Origin of the sequence: Faecalibacterium sp. I3-3-89 (genome assembly GCF_023347275.1) — a bacterium.
Taxonomy (GTDB): Bacteria; Bacillota; Clostridia; order Oscillospirales; family Ruminococcaceae; genus Faecalibacterium; species Faecalibacterium butyricigenerans.
Window position 1 is genome coordinate 2,573,428 of the sequence record NZ_CP094468.1, and the last position, 19,253, is coordinate 2,592,680.

The 19,253-nt window shown below is 45.9% G+C and carries 21 protein-coding genes and 2 pseudogenes; 3 read left to right on the top strand and 20 right to left on the bottom strand.

Going from position 1 to position 19,253, the window contains the following annotated elements:
- The first annotated feature begins 49 nt into the window (after positions 1-49).
- Positions 50-469 (top strand): nuclear transport factor 2 family protein, encoded by a 420-nt coding sequence (locus tag MTP38_RS12495; RefSeq protein ID WP_055059684.1) that lies wholly within the window; start codon positions 50-52, stop codon positions 467-469.
- A gap of 77 nt (positions 470-546) precedes the next feature.
- On the opposite strand, the gene mobQ is transcribed toward MTP38_RS12495, so the two are convergent.
- The 14 genes and pseudogenes from mobQ to MTP38_RS12565 all read right to left on the bottom strand — a co-directional run bounded on the left by mobQ (position 547) and on the right by MTP38_RS12565 (position 12,497).
- Positions 547-2,154 carry a MobQ family relaxase gene (gene mobQ / locus MTP38_RS12500; protein ID WP_442900529.1) on the bottom strand — a complete coding sequence of 536 codons (1,608 nt, stop codon included), beginning with the start codon at positions 2,152-2,154 and terminating at the stop codon, positions 547-549.
- 131 nt (positions 2,155-2,285) lie between these two features.
- Positions 2,286-2,582 (bottom strand): DUF3847 domain-containing protein, encoded by a 297-nt coding sequence (locus tag MTP38_RS12505; RefSeq protein ID WP_195309142.1) that lies wholly within the window; start codon positions 2,580-2,582, stop codon positions 2,286-2,288.
- Positions 2,583-2,665: 83 nt separating this feature from the next.
- A complete protein-coding gene (locus MTP38_RS12510) occupies positions 2,666-3,484 on the bottom strand; it encodes a hypothetical protein (protein WP_097769768.1) in 819 nt (272 codons plus the stop codon).
- The gene (locus tag MTP38_RS12515) at positions 3,481-4,041 is read right to left on the bottom strand and encodes an RNA polymerase sigma factor (RefSeq protein ID WP_097769767.1); all 561 of its coding nucleotides are present in this window, start codon (positions 4,039-4,041) and stop codon (positions 3,481-3,483) included. Before MTP38_RS12515 ends, MTP38_RS12510 begins: the two co-directional genes overlap by 4 nt.
- An 84-nt stretch (positions 4,042-4,125) precedes the next feature.
- Positions 4,126-4,440 carry a hypothetical protein gene (locus MTP38_RS12520; RefSeq protein ID WP_097769766.1) on the bottom strand — a complete coding sequence of 105 codons (315 nt, stop codon included), beginning with the start codon at positions 4,438-4,440 and terminating at the stop codon, positions 4,126-4,128.
- 186 nt (positions 4,441-4,626) lie between these two features.
- Positions 4,627-5,256: a DUF4368 domain-containing protein gene (locus MTP38_RS12525; protein ID WP_249233745.1), complete on the bottom strand. Its 630-nt coding sequence runs from the start codon at positions 5,254-5,256 to the stop codon at positions 4,627-4,629.
- 25 nt (positions 5,257-5,281) lie between these two features.
- Positions 5,282-5,530: pseudogene (locus MTP38_RS12530) on the bottom strand (RNA polymerase subunit sigma-24); the annotation flags it as partial.
- 103 nt (positions 5,531-5,633) lie between these two features.
- Positions 5,634-6,047: an RNA polymerase sigma factor gene (locus MTP38_RS12535; protein ID WP_055214733.1), complete on the bottom strand. Its 414-nt coding sequence runs from the start codon at positions 6,045-6,047 to the stop codon at positions 5,634-5,636.
- A gap of 841 nt (positions 6,048-6,888) precedes the next feature.
- Entirely contained in the window at positions 6,889-7,263 is a 375-nt protein-coding gene (locus tag MTP38_RS12540; protein WP_055214731.1) for a hypothetical protein, read from the bottom strand.
- Between the two features lie 59 nt (positions 7,264-7,322).
- Positions 7,323-9,839 (bottom strand): ABC transporter permease, encoded by a 2,517-nt coding sequence (locus MTP38_RS12545; protein WP_055214729.1) that lies wholly within the window; start codon positions 9,837-9,839, stop codon positions 7,323-7,325.
- Positions 9,839-10,519, bottom strand: a complete 681-nt coding sequence (locus MTP38_RS12550) for an ABC transporter ATP-binding protein (protein WP_055214727.1) — start codon at positions 10,517-10,519, stop codon at positions 9,839-9,841. Before MTP38_RS12550 ends, MTP38_RS12545 begins: the two co-directional genes overlap by 1 nt.
- Before the next feature lie 116 nt (positions 10,520-10,635).
- Positions 10,636-11,643: a sensor histidine kinase gene (locus MTP38_RS12555; protein WP_055214725.1), complete on the bottom strand. Its 1,008-nt coding sequence runs from the start codon at positions 11,641-11,643 to the stop codon at positions 10,636-10,638.
- Between the two features lies 1 nt (position 11,644).
- A complete protein-coding gene (locus MTP38_RS12560) occupies positions 11,645-12,316 on the bottom strand; it encodes a response regulator transcription factor (protein ID WP_055214723.1) in 672 nt (223 codons plus the stop codon).
- Complete coding sequence (locus tag MTP38_RS12565; protein ID WP_055214721.1) at positions 12,294-12,497, bottom strand: helix-turn-helix domain-containing protein; 204 nt, start codon at positions 12,495-12,497, stop codon at positions 12,294-12,296. The genes MTP38_RS12560 and MTP38_RS12565 overlap by 23 nt, the downstream gene beginning before the upstream one ends.
- 144 nt (positions 12,498-12,641) lie before the next feature.
- Here MTP38_RS12565 and MTP38_RS12570 point away from each other — a divergent pair, with 144 nt between their 5' ends.
- Complete coding sequence (locus MTP38_RS12570; RefSeq protein ID WP_055214719.1) at positions 12,642-13,010, top strand: helix-turn-helix transcriptional regulator; 369 nt, start codon at positions 12,642-12,644, stop codon at positions 13,008-13,010.
- 27 nt (positions 13,011-13,037) lie between these two features.
- Here MTP38_RS12570 and MTP38_RS12575 read toward each other — a convergent pair whose 3' ends face one another.
- The 5 genes and pseudogenes from MTP38_RS12575 to MTP38_RS12595 all read right to left on the bottom strand — a co-directional run bounded on the left by MTP38_RS12575 (position 13,038) and on the right by MTP38_RS12595 (position 17,104).
- Positions 13,038-13,337 carry a hypothetical protein gene (locus MTP38_RS12575; protein WP_055214717.1) on the bottom strand — a complete coding sequence of 100 codons (300 nt, stop codon included), beginning with the start codon at positions 13,335-13,337 and terminating at the stop codon, positions 13,038-13,040.
- Between the two features lie 16 nt (positions 13,338-13,353).
- A complete protein-coding gene (locus MTP38_RS12580) occupies positions 13,354-13,707 on the bottom strand; it encodes a TnpV protein (RefSeq protein WP_055214714.1) in 354 nt (117 codons plus the stop codon).
- A 26-nt stretch (positions 13,708-13,733) separates the two neighbouring features.
- Entirely contained in the window at positions 13,734-15,605 is a 1,872-nt protein-coding gene (locus tag MTP38_RS12585; RefSeq protein WP_055214712.1) for a recombinase family protein, read from the bottom strand.
- Positions 15,606-15,695: 90 nt separating this feature from the next.
- Positions 15,696-16,649, bottom strand: a pseudogene (locus MTP38_RS12590) (type IV secretory system conjugative DNA transfer family protein); the annotation flags it as partial.
- On the bottom strand, positions 16,646-17,104 hold the full coding sequence (locus tag MTP38_RS12595) for a PcfB family protein (RefSeq protein WP_442900530.1): 459 nt from the start codon (positions 17,102-17,104) through the stop codon (positions 16,646-16,648). The pseudogene MTP38_RS12590 and the gene MTP38_RS12595, both read right to left, overlap by 4 nt.
- Before the next feature lie 258 nt (positions 17,105-17,362).
- Between MTP38_RS12595 and MTP38_RS12600 the strand changes: the two genes are divergently transcribed.
- Positions 17,363-18,538, top strand: a complete 1,176-nt coding sequence (locus MTP38_RS12600) for an IS110 family transposase (RefSeq protein ID WP_097839216.1) — start codon at positions 17,363-17,365, stop codon at positions 18,536-18,538.
- Between the two features lie 252 nt (positions 18,539-18,790).
- On the opposite strand, the gene MTP38_RS12605 is transcribed toward MTP38_RS12600, so the two are convergent.
- Positions 18,791-19,222, bottom strand: a complete 432-nt coding sequence (locus MTP38_RS12605; protein ID WP_207676761.1) for a DUF3846 domain-containing protein — start codon at positions 19,220-19,222, stop codon at positions 18,791-18,793.
- Between the last annotated feature and the right edge of the window lie 31 nt (positions 19,223-19,253).

The following is a 19,253-nucleotide window of genomic DNA, read 5'->3' on the forward strand; positions in this document are numbered from 1 at the left end:
TTGATGTAAAATGAAACCGAAAAATCGGAAGTTAGTGAGGTGCTGGATTGTGAATGAAAGAGAAAAAAATATTCACTTATGGTTTGAAATGTGGCTTACAAAACAGGATTTAGGTATTGATAATATTTTTGCAGAAGATGTAATTTATACTGAAAGTTGGGGTCCAAAATATAATAACCGTCAAATCGTAAAACACTGGTTTCAGGAATGGAATACTCGTGGCAAAGTCGTTGCTTGGGAAATCAAACAATTTTTCCACAAAGGAAATCAGACGATTGTGGAGTGGTATTTCAAAAATGAAATGAACAATGGGAGCATAGAGGAATTTGATGGAATTTCCCTGGTTGAATGGACAAAGGATAATAAAATAAAATCATTGAAAGAGTTTGGCTGCAATTTGAATAATTATAATCCTTATGAGCATAGTGACCTGCCCGAATTTAGGGACGAAAGAGCAAGTTGGTTTTAATATTAGGAATCAATAGCGTCCATTTTATCGGAAAACATTTAGGACGGACAAGTAAAACAGCTTGCCCGTCCTTTCCTTTATCGCTCCTGTTCGTGCCGCTTGGTGCGGCTCTGCGTCTGCTCCGGTTGGTCGGCGTGGAGCGCAATATCCACGCATTTGCGGATTTTTTGAAGCTCGGCAACCTCGGCGCGGGTATCTTTCAGCGTGTCATATTCCACTTCTCGCTGTGCTTTGAGGGCGGTATATTCTTTCTCCCACGCGGAGATCGGCAGGGTTTTCACGCCCTCCGGCAAATGGGCATGGAGATAGCGGTTTGCTGCGTCCCATAGGGTAAGCTCGGCGCGGCGGGCTTCCGCAAACTTCTCCTGTTTTCCTTTCCAGCGGATTTGCCGGTACTCGTCCTGTATGGGCTTGTAGGTCTGATAATTTCTGCCGTACTCCATGAGTTTTTGCAGTTCTTTCATGCGCTGCTCGGCGGTTTTCATTCCCTCCCGGATCGAATAGGCTTTATCGCTGACAGAGGAAAGAGAAGCGTCCAGCTCGTCAAGATTAGAGATACCATGCTCGGAGAGATAGTTGACCGCCGCCGCTATGGTTTTCAGTTCATCGGCTGTGTGCTGTTGTTGCCAACGCTGCGAATACTTCCGGCTCTTTTCTCTCTGAACGCTCAAATACTTCATCAGCAGATTTGCAAGGTTGGGAGATTGCGGCGGCTGTTCCGGGGCGGTTTCCCGCGCTTTGAACAGGTCGGCAATCCATTCCTTGAGCTTCCCAATCTGCGCCCGGATTTCCCGGATAAGGCGGTTTGTCTTTTGGATACTGCGGTTCAGTTCGCCTTTCTCGGTGGCGATGCCTTTCTTCTCCATCTGGCAAGCCGCCACGCCCATGTGGACGGTGGGTATCTCGTCAATTCCTCTCTCGGCGTTGCTGCGGTGGTCGATACGCTCCGGGCTTCCGTTCCTCTCCAAAAAGTCGTTGGTATAGTCAGCCCATGCCCTGCGCCACAAGAGGGTGTTGTCCTTGTCGTTCCAGCCTGTAAGGTCAATTTTGTGCGTCTTGTATCTGCCGCTTGGCAAGCGGATACGCTCGCCGTTCTCGTCAAGGTCATATTCCTTTTTGGACTTCGCCGCCCATGCGCCGCGCTCGTCAAGGGGGCGCATGGTCAGCATGATATGACAATGGGGGTTGCCGCTGTCGGTGTCATGGATAGCAAAATCCACACACATTCCTCTGGAAACAAATTGAGAGGAACAGTATTCCCGGACAAGCCGGATCTGTTCCTCTCTGGATAATTCTATGGGGAGTGCCGCGTCAATCTCTCTGGCAAGCTGGGCGTTCCCGGCTTTCTCGTAAAGCTCCACGCTGTTCCACAAGGTTGAACGGTCAGCGAATGAGGGCGGTGCGTGGGGCGGCAATATGATTTCTGTATGGACAACGCCGCCTTTGCGAGTGTAGTCATGGGTCATTCCGTCCCATTCGTTTGTCAGCTTTTCGCCGCTTCGGTAGGCGGCTGCGGCAACGGCTGATTTGCCTTTTCCTCGGCTCACAATGCCGATGTTCCAATGGTAAATGGCTATGGGTATCACCTCCCGGATAGGATAATAAAACCCGCAAAAATGGTACAGACGCCAACGGCGGGTGTACTGTTTTTGTGGGTGTGCAGGGATAGCCGCGAAGCGGCGCAAGGGGTGCAGCCCCTTGTTGCGGCAAAGCCGCCAATCGGAGCGCGGGGAAATCTCCCTGTGCGGAGATAAGCCCTCGGCAGAGCGCACACGCCCGCAAGGGTGTATAAGTGCGCCCTTTGTTCCAAAGGGATTTATTCGGCGTTCCCGCTTTCGGCTCGTTTTTTCAGATATTCCCGCGCTGGTTCACTCGTCAATGCAAGCCGGAGAAGTGCTGCGGCTTCCTCGTCGGTCATGTTCTTTGCTTCCGGCACAATGCTTTCAAAGACCGCGCCCCGGACGATAAGGCGGTGGCTGCGTGTCCGGCGTTCCTCTTTGGATAACTTCTGACGCAACATCTTTTCCCGGTTCTCAAACTGCCGGATTTTCTTCTTTCCGTCCTCAATCTCGGCAGTCAATTCCTCGCGGGTTTTCTCTCTCGGTTTCGTCATAGCTGGCCGCTCCTTTCTGCCTGTCGGCATAGAAAAAGGACAGTCGATTTTCTCGGCTGCCCTTTCGATATGAGATAGATTATTCAGTTTGCGGCGGGGTCTTGTTCTGATACTTCTTCATCAGAAGTCTGGCTGTCAGGAAGCGGGTCATATCCGTCTGGGTTTCCGTCAAGCTTCATACCTGTTTCGTCACTAAAAGAAGTTAAGTCCAAATTCCCGTTTTCTGTCAGCTTCTGGATAACTTCTGCCAACTGATTTTTTATTGTTTCGCTATCATCTTTCATGCCGCCATTTTCCAGATATACCTTGCAATCGCCAATCTCAAAGGTCGCATAGTAAATAGCATTTTGCTCGCCTCGGCTGTTCGGGTCTGTTACAAAATATCCTGCGACTATGGTTATACCGTTGATTTCAGAGACTTTCTCCGTTCCAACAATTACAGTATCAAGCAACTGCACATCTGATGTTGAAATGATTACTTTCACATTTCCGACTTGTCCCTCAAATCCAATCAGTTCTTGTGAACCGCCTGCGTCTATATCGCTATTTAGAAAAATTGCATTGGCTGTAACAGGTAAATCCGAAAATAAAGCTAAGGTTTCATCTTCTGTAAGTGGCTTTGTAGTTACATCTACATCTAAAGCCAAAGAACCGCCAACATTATCAGACTTCACAAAAACAATTTTTTCCCCGTTATTCAATGTGGCTATATCGGTATGACTGCCAAATAATCCACTTTGAAACAATCCCACACCTAAGACGGTTACAGCTACAAAACAGGCTGCAATAGCTCCCCATTTAGCCCAAACTGGCTTTTTTGCTTTCTTCTTGTAGCTGATAGCTTCATCAACATACTTGCTGTCAAGCTCGCTCATGGCTTCGGAAAACTTCTTTGAGTTCATACGAATACCTCTCTTTCTGCTAAATAGCTTTTCATTTTTTGTCGGATACGGGTCAGCCGGACGGAGATATTTTTCTCCGAAAGCCCTACAAACTCGGCTATGTCTTTACAGCTATCGGAAAACCAATAGCGGCGCATGAAGATAACGCGGTTCTCGACGGTCAGCGTGTCCAGAAAACTTTCAATGATACGGGCTAACTCTCTGGCTTCAATCTCGGCTTCCACTGTGTTCGGGTCTGCTATACAGGCTTCGATTTCCTCCATAGCAATCGTGTAAGTGCTGTTTCGCTTGGCTGCTTCCTTTCTGTAATAGATTTTCAGTGAAATGTTCCGAACGATTTTACAGATATAGGTCAGAAGCGGGTGGGGGTTCGCCGGGGGGATTGCGTTCCATGCTCCTAAGTAAGCGTCGTTGACACATTCCTCCGCGTCCTGCCTGCTGTTAACAATGTTATACGATAACTTGTGGCAGACTTTACCGTATTTTATATCCAGCTCCCGTATGCCTTGCTCTGAACGCTCAAAAAACATTTCAATGATTTTCTCATCTTCTATCATCACACCGCCTCCTTTCCGGCTTCACCTATATACTACGGTTTCAGCGGCGAATACTACATCTAATCCGAAACTTTTTCAAAAAAATTATAGCACATCTTTTTGAATAGGGTGTGTCAAGTTGCCGGAATGTTTCTTTGCCGCTTTGCTGGCGGCGTTCCTCCGTTCCTCACTGTATGGGGCGGTCAGACGGAAAGAGAAACGCCCCTTTGCAATATCAAACTCCATGCAGCCCGTTTCGGGGTCTGCGTCGGTCTGGCAGCACTGGTCGGGGTACTGTCCGGCGTAGGCGGCAAGCCGCTTCTTTAAGTCGGTGTTGTGGGTGCGGATATGGATAAGGGGGTCTTTCTCGTCAAACCAAATATCGGTGGTCTTTTCCTGCTTCGTAAGCCCTGTTCTCATAAACTCTCCTTTCTGCGCCCCTGTTACGCAATAGGGGCATTTTTCGGGTGTTTTTCCCGGCTCTTGACTTGGGGAAAATGAGGATTTTCAAATAGAAACCGCCCCGGTGAACCATTCCTCGTCCGGGAGGTTCCTATCGCAAGATTTCTGTTTTTTCCGGCTCTTGACCGTCAAACATAAATTAGCTCATGCTATGTGTTCTCCTTTCTGTTCGGCGGCAAGGGGCAGTTGCTCGGCTTGCTCCTGCTCCTGCTGCTCTTTCCATTGCCTGCGTTTCTTTTCCATATAGCGTCGATTGTACTCTGCTTTTTTCGCTCGGCGGCGTTCCTGTTCCGCTAACGCGGCCTTTTCTTCCTCGGTCAGTTCCACTTCCTTGTGAGGGATGTCCACCTTACCAACAAAATTAAAGAAAATTTCAATTTCCTGTATTCTGCTTGCTCCTTTGCCCTGGGCTTGGTGGACGAGGATTTTTTCTACAAACTCATTTATCATGGCAGGGGTCAACTCGGAAAAGTCTGTATATTTTCTGACAAGGGAAAGAAACTTTTCGGCGTTGATGGTTTCCCTGCTTATGCGTTCAAGTTCCTGTTGGTCTTGGGAAACGATTTCTGTCAAATCGCTTAGCTCGGCCTCGAAATCTCTGAGCATTTGTTCAAAAAGGGTATCGGAAAGTCGGCCACTTACATTGTCCTCATAGAGCTTTCGGATTAGGCGGGTCAGTTCATCGGTACGCTTCTCGTTGCGCTGCTTCCGCTGGCGAATGGATCTTGCAGCTTTTTCCTGCCTGTCCTCGGAAGCGGAGCAGACCTGTGCCATAAACTCAGCTTCATTGTTCAACGCATAGGCGGGTGGTCATTTCTTCTCGTTCCAGCAAAATATCTTCCGGCGATCTGCTGTGTTCCAGTGCGTAATTTTCCAGCCAGCTGTATGCGTCCAGAGAGTAGTAGGCGCGGTGGTAGACTTTCCGACGCTCATAGTTCTCCATCTCCCGCTTGGCCTGATACATCGCTGCCCACACCTCGTCCGTAACATCCACAAACTCGTCATGCCGGTAGTAGGGATACATCCACCGCAGATTGATTGTTTTCATAGGCTTACCTCCTGAAAATCGGAGAGGCGGACAGCTCGTCCGCTGTCCGCCCCTCGCTGAGATAAGGGAAATGATCCCTTTCACTTGGTAGCCAGAAAACAGGTCATTCGTTAAGCCTGTTCTCAAAGAAATTTATAAATTTTTTTCTGACCGCCTCCACACTTTGATAAACAGCCACTTTGGAGCAGCCGCACAGCACACCGATCTCTGCAAGGCTCAGCCCGTCAAGCGCATAGAGCAGGAACCGGCGGCGCTGGGCCTCGGTACAGGTGTCCAGAACAGCCATCAGCTCATGCAGCGTTTCCATGCGGCAAAGGTATTCCTCCGGCGTTTCGCTGCAGACCCCTACACCCTCGGTGGTAATGATGTACTCGTCAAACTCCCGGCCATCCCAATGCCGCCGCTGTTCATGGAACAGGTTCTCCGTTTTATGATCGGCCCGGTCAAGAAATTCATAGACTTCCAGCGTGACCTCCACGGCAACAGCTTGTCCGTTATAATTGATGGTAACTTCCATCTACCTTTCCTCCATTCAGATTTTTTGGGTAAATCTGAATAAGGCGGCGGGGAGCGGCACCGAGGATAAAGTTCGGGCCATGTTGACCCGATGTTCCGGCTCCATAGGGACAAAAAAACGCCCGAACGGCATAATGCCATACGAGCGTCATGGAATATTTTTTGTTGTTTACTTACATGGTATAGTACATACTTCTGACCGCATTGCTCCGCTGCTGGGAACAGGCTTTTTTTAGCTGGTGCAGTTCATGTGTACTGTGAAAAAAGGCAAAAATAGACACGGCGGCAATCCTCCTATGTGCCGCCGTGGATTTACACGGTGTTAGGTCGTCGTTGGTTTAGGATAGACGAAAAGAAACGGCGGCTCTGAAAATCAAAGCCGCCGTTTCAAATGGGCGTGTCAAATTGTCTGCTCTACGACGGCTTTTTTCTTTTGCCGTCGTCCGGCAGAGTATTAGAAATATTGTGTTTGTTTTATTTTCTTGTCCATCCCTTTCAAAATGAGCGATGATAAAGTATCACTCACCTGAATAATGGCTCAATCACAAGGTCTTTGCCGAAAGCCAGCGTATAGCATATTTCCAGCTACTTCTTTAGCTCACAATATAACTGTATGAGTGCCTGAGCCTTTGCCAGAAACTTCTCTGTCAAATACAGCTCTCAAATGTATGCGTGTGCGCCTTGCCGAAATACCCACATGTGCTCCGCATGACAAAATTGGGAAGCCAGAATCAGAATAGGCGTTGCCTTGGATTTTCGGATGGTAACTGAAAGCTGGTGAGAGTCCTGCTTTCCGATATGTACTATGATGCTACATACTTAAATTGATTTACGCGCTGTTACTATTTTTGCAACACTAAATATACCTGACCTGCAAAGTAGATTATCAATTGATTTTCATCAACATCAACACAAAACTCCGCACTGATGTCATCCTGTGTTACACAGATAGTATCTGTGTAACTGAAATGATAAGAAGCATTACCATGATATAAACCTGCTTCAGGAATGTCATTGTACAGTATTAGAGTGTCACTGTCTTGAACTGTAATTACATTTTCTGAATTGCTGTTTTTCCATGTGCCGATAATATTTTTTTCGTTTTGAGAAAGTTTAATTTTCTTGGCGCATACTACAACCAGAACAATCAAAATAACAGCCAAAAATAATATCATAAATACTTTCAACTTGCCATGAGTAATATGTTTTTTGTTCATTTCATTTCATTTCTTTCCTTTCATTTTACGAGATGTGCCTAATTCCCGATTGTCTTGAACTACATGCTCCCAGTTTTCAATTCTTTCACAATTTCAACCTTTTCAATACTTCGCAAAGAAAACAGCATTGCCGTTACTACTACAAGTGCAACCATAATAACAGCGATTCCGTATGCTCCCCAATTGATATAAAACACAAATGGGGTCATTCCTTTCGAAATCATGGAATACATGACATAATGAATGATTAAGCTGATCGGTATTGCAAATATCAGCGACTTCATGCCATATAATACAGATTCCAAAAGTAACATTTTCTTTAAATCACCAGATGTCATGCCAACAGATCGCAATACTGCAAACTCACTTCTACGGACATCTATGGTATTTGAAATCGTATTGCATACATTTAGTCCAATAATCATTGTCATTAAGACCGTGAAGATGCAAACCATCATTTTGAGAAGCATATATGTCTGGCGGGAATTTTCCGTTGTACTTGCCACATCAACCACTTGAAAAAATCCCGTATCCGCTAAACACTCCGCAACTTCTTCGTGCTGTGCTGTGTTAATGGTAAGTTCAATAGCGGTATCATCATTCAGCAGCCACTGAAAAAAAGACATTGGAACAATCAAGACAGCTCTATCTTGAACAAATTGTGATTGAATACTCGCATTATTTCCATTCACAATATCTTGAACAATGACCGTTTTATTTGTATCGTCGCCGTATTCCAGTTCGATTTTACACCCATTTTCAAGCACAAACGGAGAACCAACTACAACACGATTTGGAGACGTACCATAATTCCCAGTTGCATGATTGAATAGTATTCCGTGATTTGGCTTGCCATCATATCCTGTATAATTCAAATCATTTTCTTTACAAATAGCGCGAAAATGTTCTTCATCAATACCCACAACATATAATTCTGCAAAGTTGCCATTTATAAAGTATCCCGCCATATCTGAATTGATATTTTCTTCCTCAAATGCAGCTGTCATGTATCGGGAAATACGATAGGATATGTCTGCTGAAATACCCTCATCAGAAATTGCTTTCGCAGCAGTTGCTAAATCTTTATACGGAACAGCAGCTTGAACATCTGTATAACTTGAACCATCTTCTTTCATATCCATAGATGTTTGAAAAAGCATAAAATCCGAAAAACTATACAAGGATAACCCAAGAACCACAGCTAAAAAAATAGAAAGCGTTATCGCACGAAAGCGTTTCGGATTCCGATGGATATTTTTTGAAGCCAACGATCCGTAGATTCCAAAAAATATTGACATTAGTTTTCCATGTGTTATCCATTTTTGCTTTACTTGATAAATGTTGGTTTGCTTCAATGTATCGATTACTGTAACTTTTGAAGCGATTTTTCCCGGAGTTTTACAAGCAAAAAACAAAGAACCAATACCTGAAATTGCTCCCAGGAGAAAAGGGAGCCAATAAATATATGTTTTTAGCTCAATCATTCCAAAAGTAAAAGTGTCTTTAAAGGAAATCCGTATCATTGCCAGAACAACAACCGTTAAACCCAAACCAAATAACAGGCCCAATGGAATACCAATTATGCCAAGTAGAAAGGCTTCTATGGTAACGCTGGCTTTCTTCTGTTTACTTGTTGCACCGATACTCGCAAGCATACCAAGCTGCTTAATACGTTCCTGCAGAGAAATCGAAAGGACATTGCTAATCATGGCAGAGCAAGCAGCCATTAGCAATAGAATAACTACAGCAACAGCCGCAATCATCTTTACAGCTCCCTTACCCGCAGTCACACCATGATAAATGAGCAAATCAGAATGGAATGCTGACACAATACCACCAACTGCTTTTGCATTTTCTTCCGCTTCGGCGTATATAGACTTAGAAATATCCTTGCACTTTACAAATGCCGATAAATTAGTTTCATTATTGCTAATTCCGATATAAGCGTTAAAGTCACTGGCTACTTTAGACCCATTCATTTCAGATACAATACCAACAATGGTATATGTCCGCTCCGCAGTATCTGGATGAAAACTTTCCCTATCACCCAGATAATTTACTAATCCATATAACTCTGTGTCGATTTCGTCCCACACTCGCGTACCAAGTAAAAGTTGTATCGTATCCCCAACAGAGAATGTAAGCCCATTATCGTCAATAAAATCTTGCGTTAAGACAATTTCATTTTCATTGAACGGGTAACGGCCTTCCAGTAAATATTGTTCCAGATAAAAATTTTCGACAAATGCATCGTTGATTTCTGCAATGGCAAGCAAATTTTTATTAGATGGTTCTCCGTAAAAACTACTTCCAGCGAAACGTAGCAACGACACATTCTCTATATTCTTTCCTTGCATAAGAGTTTCCGCTTGCTGCTGCGAGGTGAGTTCAATACGATACGCATAATCTCCACCGTATACGGCTTCTTTCTCTTGCAAAAAGCGAAGCATGGACCAGCCGCCACACAAGACAGCAGTCATCATACCTACCGAAAGAATGATCGTGAAAATCGTAAGAAATGCACGCTTTTTGTTTTGTTGCAGTGTCCTTAATGTAAGGGTAAATATTGTTTCCATCAGCGAATCACCTCATCCCTGACAAGCTGACCATCCTGTATTTCCAAAATCCGATCTGCTTGTAAAGCGATTTCCCGGTCATGGGTAATCAGGACAATCGTTTGATGATAGGATTTATTAGAAGCTTTCAAAAGTTGCATGATTTCTTGTGTGTTTTGTGTATCCAGGTTTCCCGTAGGTTCATCAGCTAAGAGAATTGCAGGAGCGTTAATAAGCGCACGACCAATGGACACACGTTGTTGCTGCCCACCTGAAAGCTGACTTGGCAAATGCTTTCTACGCTTTGTTAAGCCAAGTACCTCTAACAATTCTGCTAAACGCTTCTTATTTATTTTTCGCCCATCCAGCCTAATAGGCAGGGTAATATTTTCCTCTACATTCAAGACCGGAATCAAGTTATAGAACTGGTAAATCAGTCCTACTTGGCGTCTGCGAAACACGGCAAGTTGATCTTCCGTTTGTTCATACACACTTTGACCATCTACAATTACTTCGCCTGATGTGGGACGATCAATACCGCCGAGAATATGGAGCAAAGTGGATTTACCAGAGCCAGATGCGCCAATTATTGCAACAAATTCTCCTTTTTGCACTGAAAATGAAATATCGGTCAAGGCATTCACTGTGGTTTCACCTGTGTGGTATGTTTTGCAAACATTTTCAACTCTTAATATTTCCATTGTTGTTTCCTCCTGCTGAAAGTAATTCCGTACAATGATGAAATCATAGCAAATTTAAATAACTCTATTATTACGCTTTCATTACAAAAATGTCACTTTGCAAAAAAGGGATTGCATTATGCAACCCCTCTGTCAAAGAAAATTGTAAATTTTGCCCCACATGGCATTATGTTTTCAGCGATAATCCTTCCGTTCTGCTGCGTGATAATTGCTTTTGCTAAGGCCAAGCCAATCCCTGCCCCGTTTTTGCCGGAGTTCTTACCTCGATAGAAACGCTCAAATAAGTGTGGAATATCTTCCTCCGCTATGCCTGTTCCGCTATCGATAACACACAATTTCACATACATGGCATTTTCTTCAGCGCTGATTTTTACTTGTCCTCCATCGGGAGTAGATTCAATACAATTTTTTACAACATTAGACAAAGCTTCTGCAAGCCACTTGATATCCCCGTATAGTTGAATTTCCTCTATATCTGAAATATCCATTTTAATATTTTTAATATCCAGCATGATATCAAATGGCGCTGTTGCCTGCTGGACTAATTTTTCCACAGGAAAGGACTTATTTTCGAATTTGATTGTCCCTGCATCAAGACGCGACAGCTTTAATAAAACGTCAATCAGCCATTCCATACGTGACAACAGTAATAACTGTTCATGCAATAGTGAAGATTGCTGTTCGAAATCAATACCTTCTTGTGAAAGCGCAGCATTCAATATTTCAAGAGAAGTCAGCGGTGTCTTTAATTGGTGGGAAATATCCGCCAAAGAATCCGCTAAATATTTTTTATCTTTTTGCAGCTGTCCCGATTGCACTAAAAGCCGTAATGTCATTTTTGAAATCTCATTTTCCAGAACAGCTAACTCTCCCTCACCATAATCGTCAAAACGAATACTTTCTTCACCATGTAATAGTCTATCAATATCCTGACTTAAAGAAGAAATCTTCATATAGCGGCGATATGTGAATATAAGGGAAATAGCGGTGATGGCGCAGCCAGTTAAAAATGTAACCCAATAGAACTTCATGCAAAAGAAATAGCTTAAAACACTCCCAATCACCGTCACACCAATACAGAGCATTATTTGCAATCGAACTTCCTTGTTTCGTAAAAAATCCATGTTATTCACCAGCCTTATACCCAAGCCCGCGAACAGTCAAAAGAATTTCCGGCTCTTGTGGATTTGTTTCAATTTTATCTCGCAATCTTTTCATATAGACAGTCAATGTGTTGTCACTAATAAAATCACCTGTAACATCCCAAATCATTTCAAGTAGTTTTTTCCTTGAAAATACAACACCCGGATTCTGCAAAAACACCAACAGCAAACGGTATTCTAATGCCGAAAGGAATAGCTCTGTATTTCCTTTTCGGACAACCGCCTTTTGAACATCAACTGTAATATCTTTACAAGACAGAAATTCACTTTTTCCATTTTTTCTGCGCAACACAGTGTTGATTCTTGCCAATAATTCTCTTGGGCGGAACGGCTTGCAAATATAATCATCTGCACCCAATTCCAGACCGCTAACAACACTAAATTCATCATCATCTGCGGTCAGAAAGATAATGGGAATGTCTTTTTGGCTCTTAATTGCTGAGCAAGTGCTAAAACCATTTCCATCATTCAACGAAATATCTAAAAGGATAATGTCGTATTGTTCCTGAGCTATTTTCTGTAAAGCAGTTTGTTGTCCATTTGCACTGTCAACCAGATAGCCTTCATTTTTCATAAATAAAGTAAGGGAGGACACTATATTGGGGTCATCTTCAACCAGCAGTATTTTTTTCATGCTTATCTCCCTTTCTTCTTTTTGTCCGACCATCAATCGGCTTTTCCGCAGTTTTCGGAATCAGCCAAATCGTCGCCATTTTTACAGCACCGGGGATGCGACCCGCAGTGCAGTAATAGTTTATCCATCGTGGGGTCACGCCCCATTTTTCGGCGGCCTCTTTTAGTGTCATATAATCCATTCTGCACCTCCACAGAGTACATTATAGTTCTCTTTCTCGAACAATGCAACAAATAGAATATGAATTATAAACTTCAACTAACCTTCATATAGCAACATTCCGCGGGCAAAGTATGAATTATACAATGTAACCGGGTGATGTTATATGGCGAAAGTTGAAGATTGTCCCGGTTTTGAAACCTTCGGTGCGGATGTCAAAGCCGCACGAGAGGCAAAGCGTCTGGCACGAAAAACATTGGCAGAAATGGTTGGGATTGAATGGCGGTATCTTGCCAACATTGAGAATCAAGGTGCGATTCCGAGCCTGCCTGTGATGATCCAGTTGATTAAGGTCTGCGGACTTCCCGTAGAGCGATATTTTAACCCGGAGATCATGCGGGAAGAAAGCGCACAGCGGCAGCGGGTCAGCCATAAGCTGAAGCTTTGCCCTGAAGAATACCTGCCGATTATCGAAGGTGCCATAGACGGGGCGCTCAAAATGGAACAGACTGCGAAGCAGAAGGAGGACGCATAATCGCGGCCTCCTTCTGGCGTTTCTATATCAAGTTTCCCGGCACTTTTCCAAAAGTTCCCGGCACCTCTGCTGGATTTCTCCGGTTTCTGTCACAGTCAGATCGCGGTCATTTCCGGTAATCTTATCTTCCAGAAAGTTGGCGTATGTATCCAGCAAGGCGTTTCGCAAATCCTCCGGAGTTTTCTGTATTTCGGCGCTGTACCAGTCATTCCGGTGAGGTTCCCATGCCATCAATGTATAACCGTGGCTGGTCTGCACCACCTCATACAGAGAATCATCATCCAGATATGCCTGAAACACTTCCAGAACCTTTTCAAAGGTCAGCATTTCCCACACCTCCCATTCAGCTGCAAATCAGTTCCATGAGTAAAATTTCCTCAATCTGTGCCGTTAATGTGTTCATCAGTCCCACCCAACGCATAGGGTCACAGGCTTTTAGTTCCTCAGTGACACCCGCAGCCTCCATCATGTGAGGCAACATGGTGTCCATGCGCTCCTGCGCTGTCCGGTCAATCTCTAACAGGTGTGGATACAACTTCTCGCTCATCAGCAGTTGGTTGTAGAGAATGGGGCGATGTTCCTTCAGGTAGGATTTTCGCATCCTGCCGTACTTGCCGATAGAAGTTTCCGGCAGCACAGAAAGTTTTAGGTTGGGTATATCATAATCTCCGCAACGAATGTAAGTCAACTTACTCATATTCATTCTCCTTTGCTCCATGATGATTAGACTGCTGCGCTGGTTGCTTTGCGCGGTTCTTCTTTCGGCAGCTGCCCGACAGTAGAAAAAATACCTTTTTTCATATCCTCAGCCCGGATCAAGGCTTTCTTAGCGTCCATTTCCGCTTTTTTCTTCGCCTTGATTTTGTCCTCATACCGTTTTTGTGCGCCGCTGGCTTTCCGCTTCAAATAATTCTGATGAAGCCTGTCCTTGCGTTCTTCTTTTTTCTGCAGTTCTTCCTGTTCCTCCGGGGTTAAAGGAACCGGCTGTAAGGATGGTGGGATATAGTGCCCTAAAAAATTGAAGTAGATTTCAATTTCCTGCGTGGTGTCCTGGCTGCCTTTTCGGGCGCGTTCGTGGACAAGGATTTTCTCTACAAACTCGTTGAGCATGGTGTTTGTCAGAGTGTCAAAATTCTCATACTTATCAATTAGGGCTATAAATTTCTCTGCGGATTTCTGGCTCTGCTCATAGCCGGTAACAGCCTTTTCCAGCTCTGCGATTTCAATCTCAAGTGCATCCTGCTCTTTGGCATACTGTGCATCAAGCGCCCTATATCGTGCATCCGGCAGCTTGCCGAGGGCGTTGTCCTCATAGATTTTGCAAATCAGTTTTTCCAGTTCTCCGGCTCTCTTTTGGGCAGCAGCCAGACGTCTGCGCTTTTTCGATATATCGGCACTCTGTTGAGCAACCTGCGTTTCCTGAACGGTGTGAATAAATTCCGTCCGGTCATTTCTGGAATATTCAGCGATAGCCCGGAGCGTGTCAGAAACCAATGTCAGAACAGCACTCTCATTGATACGGTGTTGTGTAGGGCATAGTGTCCCACACGGAACTTTGGTATAATTGGAACAGGTATATTGAGAAATCCGCTTGCCATTGTTGGTGCGGTGGACATACATCTTGCCGCCGCAATCGGCACAATAGAGCAAGCCTGTGAGGGGAGCCGCTTCGCCCCAGCCGTTTGGATAACGCCGTACATTGCTGCGGATTTTCTGCGCCAAATCAAAGGTCTGCTGGTCGATAATGGCTTCATGGGTATTCTCAAAGATCGTCCACTCGTCCTCAGAAACATAGTGGCTTTTCTTGTCCTTAAAGTGCTTGCGGGTCTTGAAATTGATGGTGTGCCCTAAATACTCTCGCTTTTTCAAGATGTTCACAATGGTAGATGATCCCCATCCATAGGGGTCTTTGACCGGCTTTGAACGGTTCACACCTTCGTTGAAGCGGGCAAGGTGTACGACAGGAATTTCAATCCGGTCTGCGGATAATTTGCAGGCGATCTGATAAGGCCCATATCCCTCCAGCGTGAGGGAGAAGATACGGCGTACCACTTCGGCGGCTTCCTCATCTACCAGCCAATGCTCCCGTTTTTCGTCCCATAAGTAGCCGTAAATCACAGTGCCGGTCAGGTGCTTGCCACTCATGCCTTTTGACTTAAACACAGATCGGATTTTCCGGCTGGTATCACGGGCGTAAAATTCATTCATAATGTTGCGGAACGGGGTAAAATCGTCATCACCTTTCAGACTGTCCACTCCGTCGTTGATGGCAATCAGACGAACGCCTCGCTGCCGCAAAACCTCCATAACTTGACCGACCTTCAGATAGTCGCGTCCTAACCGGCTCATGTCCTTGATGACGATTGCCTCTACACGCCCTGCCTCCACTTCCTCCATCATCGCCAAAAATCCGGGGCGGTCAAAACGAGTGCCTGAGATACCATCATCGGTAAAGTGCGTAGGGTTGGGCAGCCCATTCCGGCGGGCAAAATCCTCTAACATCTGTTTTTGGTTGGATATGGAATTGCTCTCGCCCTGTAACTCATCGTCCCGGCTCAGGCGCTCGTACAGTGGGGTGATTTTTTCGTTTCTCATAGCTGTACCTCCTGAAACAAAAATGCTCTAAGTGATTGCTTTACTAACCATGACAAAATCATGATTAAGAAGTCACTTAGAGCATATATCACCGGCAGCCAGCTTGTAAAGTTTGTACTGCCGCCCGGCAAAGCTGTTGGGCTTCTTTTTTGCCAGTTCCTCAAACAGCAAGTCCACCGGGTTCTGGTATTCCTCGTCGTCCTCCAGTACCTGCATGGTGTTCAGCATCTCCAGCAGGGTAGCGAAGTTTTGCTCCTCCACCGGGGCTTCATAGTGCAGATAGGCAATCAGGGCAGTGAGCAAAAGACGCTCCGATTTTTCCCAGAATGGGTCCCCGCCGGACCCTTCACCCTTGGTGTTGGTCATCAGGGTCGTGACCAGTTTCAGAATGTCCTTTTCGCTGTGAACATAGGCAAAGGGGTTATAGTGCATGGACTTTTTGAAGTTTATGGTGTTCAGGATCTTCAGCTTGTAACCGTTTTTCAGAAGTGCGTTCCCACACTCGACCACGATACTACCTTTCGGGTCGGTGACCACATAGGAACTGTGACATTGTAAAAGGTTGGGCTTGAGCCAAAACCGGGTCTTGCCGCTGCCGGAGCCGCCCACCACCAGCACGTTTTTATTCCGGGCATTCTTGGGGTCAGGCGGGCGATTGCTCATCATCAGGCGCTCTGTTTTGGTCAGAATGATATTGTCCTCAAACTTCGGAGCAATGAACGGCTCAATGTCCTTGGGCGTACCCCATCGGGCAGAGCCGTATTCCATGCCATGGCGGTACTTCTTGGCGTTTTTGCCACGCAAATAGACCGCCAGCCGTAACCCTGCGCCGCAGCACAAACCCACCAGCAAATCAAGCGGATGCAGGCTGGGCAGAGGGTTTGCAAACGCCATCGGGATGGTGCCCATCATAGACATAATGCGTTCGCCCAGTTCTTTTCCCTCGGCAAGCCGCCATGCTTCACCAAGGTTCGTTGCCACCAGCCCCAGCAGGATATAGGGCAGATACAGCGCAATCAGCTTCGTCAGCTTTTTCGTGGTCATAAGCCGCGTTCCTCCTGCTTGCGCCGGACTTTGCCGGAAAGTTCCGCTGCGGCCTGCACCAGTTCATGCAATCGTGCCAGCACCGAGGGGCGTTTGTCCTTGTTGAGCAAAGATGCCGAATACTCTTTGAACGCCGAGTTGAAGGCTTCTGCGTCCGGGGCTTTGAAAAAGACCAGATACCGGGGCGGCACCTCAGAGGTGTCCTTGCGGATGGCGTAGTCGATGCCGTACTTTTTGGCATAGCGTTCCAGACCACGGATGCCGGTCTTGCTGATCTCCACGCTGGACACGCCCCGGTTCTGCCGCAGAAGAGTGCGGACGCTCTGCTTACCTTGGGATGTTTTGGACTGGTATAGCCGAAATGCCGCCTTTACCGCCCGGAGGACGGTCCGGGCAGACAGCTTTGTGGTGGAGATCATAATGTTGAATGACTTCTGTTCGATTTCTTCCTGCACTGCCATTACCTCGTATAATAAAATAGTAGTATTTATAGACCGCTCTCCAGCGGAATGCTACAATAAGTTCAGGATGCTGTGGATTGGTGGAACATCACCTACCGCAAAGACGGTTTTCGGGAGGCTCCAACCACAGCTTCTTTGTTGAAATGTTAATCAGTTAGATACCGCCAGACGGTTTATTTAGAACGAGGTTACAAGAGCAAAGAAGTCTGTGGTCCTGAACAGCATCGAAATAAATATACCGGAGGTATCAAAATGGTTTGTGTTGGAATTGATGTTGCCAAGGATAAGCATGACTGCTGTATTCTTGATTCAGACGGAATGGTTCGTGCTGACTGCTTTACCATCCCCAACAACATGGATGGATTTAAGCAGCTGCTTCAAACGATTCGAAACTGCACCAAAAAGTCAGACAAAATAAAAGTAGGACTTGAGGCTACCGGACATTACAGCTACAATATTCTTGGGTTCCTTCTTGACAACGGTCTGCCAACTTATGTCATTAACCCTTTACACACCAACCTGTACCGAAAAAGTCTCAGCCTTCGCAAAACCAAAACCGATCGTGTGGATGCAAGAACGATTGCAACTATGCTATTGTCCGATGTAGACCTCAAGTCCTACACGGATATAGCATACCATAACGAAGAGCTAAAGTCACTAACAAGATACCGATTTGATAAAGTTCAGGAATGCGCTAAACTAAAGCAATCGGTGTCCAGATTGGCTACGATTCTGTTTCCCGAATTGGAAGGGCTTGTTTCGTCTATCCATGGCACTTCAATCTACGCACTTCTTAGCGAATATCCCGGTGCAAAGCAAATTTCAGAAGTCCATCTTACCAAGCTGACAAACCTTCTTACAACAGCGTCCAAAGGACGCTACGGAAAAGAGAAAGCCATCCAGATTCGAGAGGCAGCCAGAGCTTCTATTGGCTCTGTCATGCCTGCCAAATCTTTGGAATTGAAGCATACCATTAAACTCATTCAAGAACTTGCCTCCGAGATCGACGAAATTGAAGATTCTATTCAGAAAATCATAGATGAGCTCAATCCACCAATTCTCTCGATTCCCGGCATGGGAGTAAACTCCGCTGCTGTAATCCTTGCAGAAATCGGGGATTTCTCCAATTTCAGTTCTCCTGACAAAATTCTTGCTTACGCTGGCTGCTCTCCATCTACATACCAGTCCGGAAAACTCACGAACTGCTATGCTCACATGGAAAAACGTGGCTCCCGCTACCTGCGACATGCCCTTTACAACGCAACCAAGTACGTCTGCTACTGGAATCCTGTCTTTGCTGAATACCTTGCCAAAAAACGTGCCGAAGGAAAACACTACAATGTTGCCCTGTCCCATGCCATGAAGAAACTCGTGCGGCTGATCTACGCTTTGCAGAAGTCTGGAAAAACATATCTTACAGCTGCATGATTTTCTCCTGAGCCTGAGCTAATTCCAACAGAAACTTAGCTGGCGCAGCGAACCCTTGACGAACCGAAGCATTCAAATGCTATTCTGTTTCTGCGAGGGTTGGCCGGGCTTGCTTTGCTGTTCTCTCCGTCGCCCTCGCTGTTCCAAGACCAGCATTTGAATGCTGTTTGTCAGGGGCAGCGGTCGGTTGGCGGATTTTTTCATTTTGGGGCTTGACTTTTAATAGTTAGTCTCCCGTGCAGCAGGGTGATTTTAGCGGTCATGCTCTGCCGGGGGCTTGGTGCGGGGCTTTTCTGCAGGGGGTTCATCGGGCACCGGCAGTACCAACAGACGGTTGCCCAGCTTCAGAAAGGCTTCCGGCTGATGGAAAAGCTGCTCGTACTTCTGCGCCAGTTCCGGGGTCAGGGATGCGAAATCCTCCTCACCCAGCCCCACCACGAGAAAAGTCCCGGCAACGGCATCGTACATTTCTCCGTTTTCATCCCGAAGGGCACGGTTCAGGGGCAGTCCCATGAGCTTGCCGTCATCGTTATAGACGATGGCAACCGGATCTTCAAAAGGGTAGCTTGCGCCGATGGAGCCGCCCACCGCCTGCTGCAAGGCTTTCAGGTCGTTATCGATCTCGACCTGCTGCGGATACTGCCCCGGTGCAATTTTCAGCACCGACAGGGTGTTCTCTTCCATGCGAGTCCTCCTTTCCATTCAGTCCGATTTC